Origin of the sequence: Vibrio sp. 10N.222.55.A1 (assembly GCF_041473835.1) — a bacterium.
Lineage (GTDB): Bacteria > Pseudomonadota > Gammaproteobacteria > Enterobacterales > Vibrionaceae > Vibrio > Vibrio crassostreae_C.
In genome coordinates this window covers 1-9,405 of record NZ_JBFRSX010000090.1, presented here as the reverse complement: position 1 = coordinate 9,405, position 9,405 = coordinate 1, and the positions used below count along the sequence as shown (strand labels likewise).

Genomic DNA, 9,405 nt, shown 5'->3' with positions numbered 1-9,405 from the left:
TTAAGGTTCTGTCTATGAGTAGGCAGTAGGAGCTTGGGGTAGATACAAAAAAGCGCACGATCTCTCGTGCGCTTTTCTTTTTAATTTCAGTTCATGCAGCTACTTCAAAACATCTTTTAGCGCTTTTAGGCACAACGCGACATTCTCTTTACGAGCACCGTAACCCATTAGGCCGATACGCCATGCCTTACCAGCCAAAGAGCCAAGCCCAGCACCGATTTCAAGATTATATTCTTCTAAAAGCTGCGTTCTGATCTTAGCCTCATCAATTCCTTCTGGGAAATAAAGTGCATTAAGCTGCGGCAGGCGGCTCTCTTCATCAACCACAAACTTTAACCCTAGAGCTTCTACGCCTTCTTTAAGCTCTTGGTGCATCGCATGATGACGAGACCACGCATTATCTAAGCCTTCATTTTTCAACAAAACCAGCGACTCATGCAGAGCATAAAGGCTGTTCACGGGTGCGGTATGGTGGTAGCTACGCTTACCTTCTCCACTCCAGTAACCTAATACTAAACTTTGATCCAAAAACCAGCTTTGCACTGGTGCTTTACGGGCTTTCATTTTATCAACCGCACGCTGAGAGAAAGTCACTGGAGATAGCCCTGGCACACAAGACAGACACTTTTGGCTGCCAGAATAAACCGCATCAAGCTGCCACTCATCAACCAGCAATGGCACACCACCTAATGATGTCACTGCATCAACAATCGTTAACGCATCAAACTGACGAGCGACAGCAGAGATAGCTTGAGCATCAGATAACGCTCCGGTTGATGTCTCTGCATGCACAAATGCAACAGCAACGGCATCGGGGTTTTCTGCCAATGCTTGTTCTACCTTTTCAACTGAAACGGGCTTGCCCCATTCGTCATCAACAAGGATCGCTTCGCCACCACAACGCACCACGTTTTCTCGCATACGCTCACCGAAGACACCGTTACGACAAACAATCACCTTTTCACCAGGCTCAATCAAGTTAACAAAACAGGTCTCCATACCCGCACTGCCCGGTGCAGAAACGGCAATCGTAAATTCGTTTTCAGTCTGAAAAGCGTATTTAAGAAGCTGTTTAAGCTCGTCCATCATCGCAATAAACAGCGGATCTAAGTGACCTATGGTTGGACGGCTCAAAGCCTGTAACACTTGAGGTGAGATATCTGAAGGACCAGGTCCCATTAACGTTCGGTGTGGTGGATAAAAGCTATCGATAGCAGTAGTGAGTGGTAAATTAGACATGTACATCCCTTACGTTAATGTTGTGAACAATCCACCCTAAAGCAAATTGATTACCTCAGCAATTAGCCATAAGTATTGAGGTCAAACCACTGTCACATAATTGTTAAAATTATTTTTCAATTATCTCAAGTTACGGATTGACATTGTTACCACAAAAACGTTCAATGAAACGGCTATCTAGCAGAAGAGGAGCACTGCCCAGGCAGATGTTTTGTGGAACCGCATTTCCAATACAAAACATTTATGGGGAGCAGTGCCGAGATAATAAAAGGATGCAGGACCTTTATTATCGGTTGAGCGGGCTGAATCCCGTCAACTGTCGCCATTTCTATATGGTGAAGAGCTTCTGAGGTTACTATTCTAATAATTCCTCTCTTTTTGCTCTAAAACTCTCTTCGAAAAACATCGGACGTTGGATTACCCAACCGTAATTTTATTTTAGGAAGTCGTGGGAGATATATCGTGAGTGCATCTAATGTAGCTGGTTCTTTTAATGTCGCTAAGTTTGGTGGAACAAGTGTTGCCAACTTTGAAGCAATGAGCCGTTGTGCTGCCATTATTGAAAACAACTCAAACACGAAACTGGTCGTGAGTAGTGCATGCTCTGGTGTCACTAACTTGCTGGTTGAACTAGCAAATGGTGTTCAAGACAAAGCTCGTCGTCAGGAACTAATGGCGCAATTAGCGGACATTCACAACGCAATTCTTGACCAACTCGCAGATCCAATCAGCATCGAAAAAGAAGTCCACAGCATTCTTGATGACATTGCGAGCGCTGCAGAGGCCGCATCATTCCAAACAAGTACTAAACTGACGGATCACCTTGTCGCATGTGGCGAGTTGATGTCGACACACATCTTGGCTCAGATCATCTCTGAACGAGGCACTCCTGCTGTTCGCTTTGATATCAGAGATGTGATGCGTACTAATGATGATTTTGGTAAAGCCGAACCTCAACTAGAAGATATTGCCGCTCTAGCGCAAGAGAAACTGATTCCACTTTGCCAACAACAAGTTGTCGTTACCCAAGGTTTTATCGGCGCTGATAGCGAAGGTAACACCACGACTTTAGGCCGCGGTGGCAGTGATTACTCAGCAGCATTGATTGCCGAATCTGTAAAGGCGATTGGTCTAGAAATCTGGACGGATGTTCCGGGTATTTACACCACTGACCCTCGTATTGCACCTAAAGCTTCTCCTATCCCAGAGATCAGCTTCAGTGAAGCATCGGAAATGGCAAACTTTGGTGCGAAGATCTTGCATCCATCGACTCTAGTACCTGCATTACGCCACCAAATCCCGGTATTTGTCGGCTCTTCTAAAGCACCAGAGTTGGGTGGAACTTGGATTCGCCAACAGGTGGAAAGCTCTCCACTATTCAGAGCCCTCGCCCTTCGCTGCAACCAAACCATGGTTACGCTGCGTAGCGCTAATATGTTCCATGCTTACGGCTTTCTTGCGAAAGTGTTCGAGATCCTTGCTAAACATAAGATCTCTGTCGATCTGATTACTACCTCTGAGATCAGTGTTTCACTCACCCTAGATCAAACTGATACATCTGGTGGTGCTCCTGAATTACCAGAAGCAGCACGTCTTGAGCTAGAAGAGCTTTGTTCAGTCGATGTGGAACATGACCTGTGTTTAGTGGCATTGATTGGTAATAATATGAGTGAAAGCAAAGGCTACGCTAAGCAAGTATTCAGCACTCTTGAAGACTTCAACCTACGCATGATTTGTTACGGTGCAAGCCCACACAACCTGTGCTTCTTACTAAATGAATCTGTTTCTAAGTTGGCGATTCAAAAACTGCACCAAGAATTATTTGAATAGAAAGTCCGTTTATCATCGACAGATAAATCACAAATACAAAAAGGGTTGCTATTTAGCAACCCTTTCTCTTTTTACTTTACGAATCAAAGCTCATCATAGATTCAAACTAGTTAATGTTAGGACCTAACCACTTCTCGGCTTCTAACATATCCCAACCTTTGCGGTCAGCATAGCTATCCACTTGATCCTGTTGAATCTGTGCAATAGCAAAGTATCTAGCATCAGGGTGTGAGAAATACATACCAGACACTGAGGCACCAGGCCACATCGCGTAGCTTGTCGTTAATGACATATCGATTGCCTTTTCAACGTCCATCAGCTCCCACAACGTACCTTTCTCTGTATGCTCTGGGCAAGCAGGGTAACCTGGAGCTGGACGAATACCTTGGTATTTCTCTCGAATCAAATCGTCGTTAGACAAATTCTCATCTGGCGAGTAACCCCAAATATCCTTTCTCACTTCTTTATGCAGATATTCCGCGAACGCCTCAGCCAATCGGTCAGCAACCGCCTGAATCATAATCGCGTTGTAGTCATCGCCTTTCGCTTTGTATTCATCAGCCAGCTCTCGCTCACCAATACCACCCGTAACCGCAAAGCCACCAATCCAATCCGCTTTACCGCTTTCTTTTGGCGCAATGTAATCAGACAAACAGTAGTTAAAGCCTTTTGGTTTCTCTGTTTGTTGACGAAGATTGTGTAGAACTTTTAGAACTTCGGTACGAGATTCATCGGTATACACCTCAATATCATCACCAACACTGTTCGCTGGGAACATGGCACACATACCACGCGCTTCAAGCAGCTTCTCTTTCTCTACGCGATCCAGTAAATCATTAGCATCTTTGAATAAACGTTTTGCCTCTTCACCCACTTCTTCATGATCAAGGATTGCAGGGTATTTACCAACCAATGACCATGTCATAAAGAATGGAGTCCAATCGATGTACTGACGCAAAGTTGCCACATCAAAATCATTGAAGATGTGAACTCCCGGCTTAGCGGGTGCCGGTGGCGTATACGCATCCCAATCGATAGCAACTTTATTGGCACGAGCTCTTTCAAGCGTGACAGGCTTGGTACGAGGCTTCTTACGATTGTGCTGATCTCGAACGCGATCGTAATCGATATCCAGCTTCTCAACGAAAGCGGGTTTCAATTCATCAGAAAGTAGTGAGGTACAAACACCCACTGCACGCGAGGCATTATTTACGTATACAACAGGTTCTGAATAATTCTGCTCAATCTTAACTGCTGTGTGAGCTTTAGATGTGGTTGCACCGCCAATCAGAAGAGGCAGCTTGAAACCCTGTCTCTCCATTTCTTTAGCAACATGTACCATTTCATCAAGAGACGGTGTAATCAGCCCAGACAGGCCAATAATGTCGACATTCTCTTCTTTCGCTACCTTGAGAATCTTCTCGCAAGAAACCATCACACCTAAGTCGATAATTTCGTAGTTATTACACTGTAAAACCACACCAACGATATTTTTACCGATATCGTGAACGTCACCTTTAACGGTCGCTAACAAAATCTTACCGTTAGTTGCGCCCACTTCTTTGGATGCATTAATGAATGGTTCTAAATGGGCAACCGCCTGTTTCATCACACGCGCAGACTTTACAACCTGTGGTAAGAACATCTTACCTTCACCAAACAGGTCACCAACAACGTTCATTCCGTCCATTAGAGGACCTTCAATCACTTCAATAGGACGAGAGGCATTAACACGAGCTTCTTCGGTATCTTCAACAATAAAGTCGGTGATACCTTTTACCAAAGAGTGCTCCAAACGCTTCTCTACAGGCCAAGTTCGCCACTCTAATGCAGATTTATCTTCAACCTTACCAACAGCACGCTCTAGGTATTCGGTCGCCATATCCAGCAATCTTTCAGTCGAATCATCACGACGGTTTAGTACCACATCTTCAACAGCATCACGCAGATCTTCTGGAACATTATCGTAAATTTCCAACTGACCAGCGTTTACAATGCCCATATCCATACCGTTTTTAAAACAGTGATATAGGAATACCGCGTGAATAGCCTCACGGACGTAGTTATTACCACGGAATGAGAATGAAACATTCGACACACCGCCAGAGATCATCGCATGCGGGAGATCGCGTTTGATGTCTCCTACTGCTTCAATGAAATCAACCGCATAGTTATTATGCTCATCGATACCAGTAGCCACTGCGAAAATATTCGGGTCAAAAATAATATCTTCTGGTGGGAAACCGACTTCATCAACAAGAATGTTGTAGGCATTGGTACAGATTTCGATTTTACGCTCTCGAGTATCAGCCTGCCCGACTTCATCAAACGCCATCACGATGACAGCAGCACCATAACGACGAACTAATTTGGCTTGCTCAACAAACTTCTCTTTGCCTTCTTTTAGAGAGATTGAGTTAACGATGCCTTTGCCTTGAATACACTTTAGGCCAGCTTCGATAACTTCCCACTTAGAAGAATCGACCATAACAGGTACTTTCGAGATTTCAGGTTCTGAAGCACATAGATTCAGGAATTTAACCATACACGCCTCGGCGTCTAGCATCCCTTCATCCATGTTGATATCGATAATTTGAGCACCATTCTCGACTTGCTCTCGAGCTACACTCAAGGCTTCGTCGTAGAGCTCTTCTTTGATAAGGCGCTTAAAGCGTGCAGAGCCGGTAACATTGGTCCGCTCACCTACATTCACGAACAAAGATTCTTTAGCTATCGTCAGTGGCTCTAGTCCCGAAAGACGACAAGAAACTGGTAAGTCTGGCAATTGACGCGGCGTTACACCTTCAACGGCCTCAGCCATTTGACGGATATGCTCTGGAGTAGTACCACAACACCCACCAATTAGGTTCAAGAAGCCACTTTCAGCCCACTCTTTAACATGTTCAGCCATATCCTCAGGAGAAAGGTCATACTCGCCAAATGCATTAGGCAAACCCGCATTAGGGTGAGCAGAAACATTGCACTCTGAGATACGAGACATCTCACCGACATACTCACGCAGTTCATCAGGGCCCAATGCACAGTTCAATCCAAATGAGATTGGTTTTACATGACGAAGGGCGTTGTAGAATGCTTCTGTCGTCTGTCCTGAAAGGGTACGACCTGATGCGTCAGTGATGGTACCGGAAATCATCACTGGAAGAGCAATACCCACCTCTTCAAAAACAGATTCAACGGCAAAGGCACACGCTTTCGCGTTTAACGTATCAAAGATAGTTTCAATAAGAATTAAATCTGAACCGCCCTTAATGAGCGCGCGAGTCGATTCAGAATAGGCTTCAACCAGTTCGTCAAAGCTAACATTACGGTAACCTGGATCGTTTACATCAGGCGAGATAGAACAAGTTCGGTTGGTAGGGCCTAATACACCCGCGACGAAGCGAGGTTTATCTGGGGTCTTTGCAGTCCATTCATCAGCTGCTTCACGAGCAAGCTTGGCAGCAGCAAAGTTAATCTCTTCACTAAGGCTTTCCATATCATAGTCGGCCATAGCGATGGTTGTAGCGTTAAAGGTATTGGTTTCGAGGATGTCAGCCCCAGCTTCCAAATACTCCATATGGATATCTTTGATAAGCTTAGGCTGTGTAAGAACTAAAAGGTCATTGTTGCCCTTCAAGTCACTGTGCCAATCAGCAAAGCGTTCACCACGATAGTCTTGCTCTTCCAATTTATAATCCTGAATCATGGTGCCCATGCCACCATCAATCAGTAAAATTCGTTGCTTCAACAGAGCGTCAATCTTTTGCCTTACATTACTTCCCACGGTACAACCTCATTCCTTTAATTATCCCTCCATCCTATCACACATTAAAAAGGAGTCTAGACGTCTAAAAAAGGAAATTGATTACTGAGTCATGACAAAAAAATGTTTGCTATTTGAGCATGAGACAACGAAAATTCATATTCATACTTTGTTACATGTTGGAATCCCAATGTCGGTCTATTACACCTTATGCTTCTTGTCCGCTGCAGCCATGCTTATTGCTTTCGTGAATACAAAAATTGGTAAAATGCAGACAACCATCGCCATTACAGCTGGCTCAATGATGTTATCTCTATTAATTATCATTGCGGGACAAAACAATTGGTTCCAATTGGCTGACATCGCCTCAGAAACCGTTGCCAGTATCAATTTTGAAGATTTCCTTCTAAAAGGGATATTAGGATTCTTACTATTTGCAGGCGGTTTGGGAATCAAATTACCAAACCTAAAAGACCAGAAATGGGAAATAACAGTACTCGCGTTAGGTGCTACGCTGTTTTCAACATTCTTTATCGGTTTTGTGCTGTACGGGTTTTGCCAGTTCATCGGTATTCAATTTGATCTGATTTACTGCCTACTCTTTGGCTCGCTAATCTCTCCAACCGATCCCATCGCCGTGCTAGCAATAGTAAAGAAACTCGACGCTCCCAGAAGAATCTCTACTCAAATCGAGGGAGAATCTCTATTCAACGATGGTTTTGGCTTAGTTATCTTCGTAACCCTATTTACTATCGCATTCGGCACAGAAGCGCCAACCGTCGGTAGTGTGACCATGCTATTCGTTCAAGAGGCAATTGGCGGCATCGTCTACGGTTTTGTTTTAGGTCTTGTATTCCACTACCTAATCAGCAATACCGATGACCACTCGATGGAGTTGCTATTAACCATCGGCATCCCAACTGCTGGTTATGCGTTTGCTGAAGTTCTACATGTATCAGGCCCATTAGCGATGGTGGTATCAGGTATCATGATTGGTAACTGGACTCGCTTTATCGGATTCTCGAAAGAGAGTGAAGATCACCTAGATCATTTCTGGGAGTTGATAGATGAATTCTTAAACGGCGTATTATTCCTACTAATTGGTATGTCGATGCTGTTATTCAAATTCCACCAAGAAGACTGGATCTTAATGGCGTTCGCAGTCCCTCTAGTATTGAGTGCACGTTACTTGAGTGTTTTCTTGTCTTACATCGGATTTAAACGCTTTAGAACTTACAACCCGTGGTCGATTAAGATTCTAACTTGGGGTGGCTTACGCGGTGGCTTAGCATTAGCCATGGCACTTTCGATCCCTTCAGGTATCTGGGTAATTGAAGACAAAGCAATAGATGTAAAAGAGATAATCCTTGTCATGACATACGCCGTTGTTGTGTTCTCTATTCTAGTTCAAGGCTCAACAATCACTCCTATGATAGAGAAAGCAAAACAAGCAGAGAAAGAGCTAGATTAACACCTAGATAGATCAACCAAAGCCGCCTACTTTAGGTGGCCTTTTTTATACCCAATGAAAGTCAAACTCACCAATTCCCATACTGGAGCTATCGCTGAAAGATATGCGTGGAACATAGAGCTCATATCGATATTTGATACAGCTAATATTTGAGTAATCGAAAGCCTTAATGTGGGTGGACAGAACTCTTTAAGGAGCTTAAGTCATACAGAGAATTAGTTCTTCTGCCCACTCGCTAGTCTACCCAATAACCCACTCTCAAGTTATATAAGCTTCAATCGAAAGGCTTCACCTTTCACCTGGAAACAAAAATAACGGGACTCAACGTCTCGCTAGAATAGCGTTAGTTATTAACAGGACTACGGAGCTAGATGAGTGGTGAACAGAAAGCTTTAGCTTTGAACTAAGTCATTAAATACAGCAAGGCTGCACTAAATCAGTGTTCGATAGAGATAGCTAAAGGAACACATGGTACTTCAAGTGATACTTGTAAAAATGACAGGAATAAAAAGTGCTAGCATTTCTGCCGAGACGTGCAGACTAGAGTCTTAAATATGGCAAGGCTGGAATGAGTAGGCACTCCGGAGATTCGAGCACGCAGGTGAGCTAGGAGCGCCTAGTTATCCCAACATTACTTCGTAGAAGCAGCAGATACAAAAAAGCCCCAGTATTTCTGCTGAGGCTTAGTATATGGAAAGGTTGGAGGTTTAGACTCCCAACACGCGCTGTTTTGGTAAGTAGGAGAATCCGCGGCTTTGCTAATGGCGTATATTATACCAATCCGGAAAATTAACTGATCAGGTCAATCCAATCTCTTGTACACATTTTTGTGACGCGATCTTTGCACTCAAGAAATCCATTCCAAGCGCTACAGACCTTCGAAACAATATCGTTATAATCAATGAAGTTTTGGTTTGCTAGATAGTGTTGCCTTAACCGACTCCACACTTGCTCTATAGGGTTAAGCTCTGGTGAGTATGGCGGCAATTTGATAATACTGACATTATCAAATGGGTTAGCAATATCATCGGTATGCCATCCTGCGCCATCCATTATTACCACTGAATGACGGTCTTTTTCTGTGACTTTAGATATCTGCTCT

At 43.9% G+C, this 9,405-nt stretch carries 5 protein-coding genes and 1 riboswitch; of the genes, 2 read left to right on the top strand and 3 right to left on the bottom strand.

The features are described 5' to 3' along the window. Positions 1-99: 99 nt before the first annotated feature. Positions 100-1,239, bottom strand: coding sequence for an alanine--glyoxylate aminotransferase family protein (locus AB4493_RS21075; protein WP_017061337.1), 1,140 nt, complete (start codon positions 1,237-1,239; stop codon positions 100-102). A gap of 176 nt (positions 1,240-1,415) precedes the next feature. Next, a riboswitch (Lysine riboswitch) is annotated at positions 1,416-1,593 on the top strand. Positions 1,594-1,701: 108 nt separating this feature from the next. Here AB4493_RS21075 and lysC point away from each other — a divergent pair. Beyond that, on the top strand, positions 1,702-3,069 hold the full coding sequence (gene lysC / locus AB4493_RS21070) for a lysine-sensitive aspartokinase 3 (protein ID WP_372155766.1): 1,368 nt from the start codon (positions 1,702-1,704) through the stop codon (positions 3,067-3,069). A 106-nt stretch (positions 3,070-3,175) separates the two neighbouring features. Here lysC and metH read toward each other — a convergent pair whose 3' ends face one another. Continuing rightward, positions 3,176-6,853 carry a methionine synthase gene (gene metH, locus AB4493_RS21065; protein WP_372155765.1) on the bottom strand — a complete coding sequence of 1,226 codons (3,678 nt, stop codon included), beginning with the start codon at positions 6,851-6,853 and terminating at the stop codon, positions 3,176-3,178. Positions 6,854-7,022: 169 nt separating this feature from the next. On the opposite strand from metH, the gene AB4493_RS21060 reads away from it, so the two are divergent. Next, positions 7,023-8,303 (top strand): sodium:proton antiporter, encoded by a 1,281-nt coding sequence (locus AB4493_RS21060; RefSeq protein WP_017061334.1) that lies wholly within the window; start codon positions 7,023-7,025, stop codon positions 8,301-8,303. A gap of 789 nt (positions 8,304-9,092) precedes the next feature. On the opposite strand, the gene AB4493_RS21055 is transcribed toward AB4493_RS21060, so the two are convergent. Beyond that, on the bottom strand, positions 9,093-9,405 hold a 313-nt coding region (locus tag AB4493_RS21055; protein WP_372155764.1), incomplete at its 5' end, for a transposase.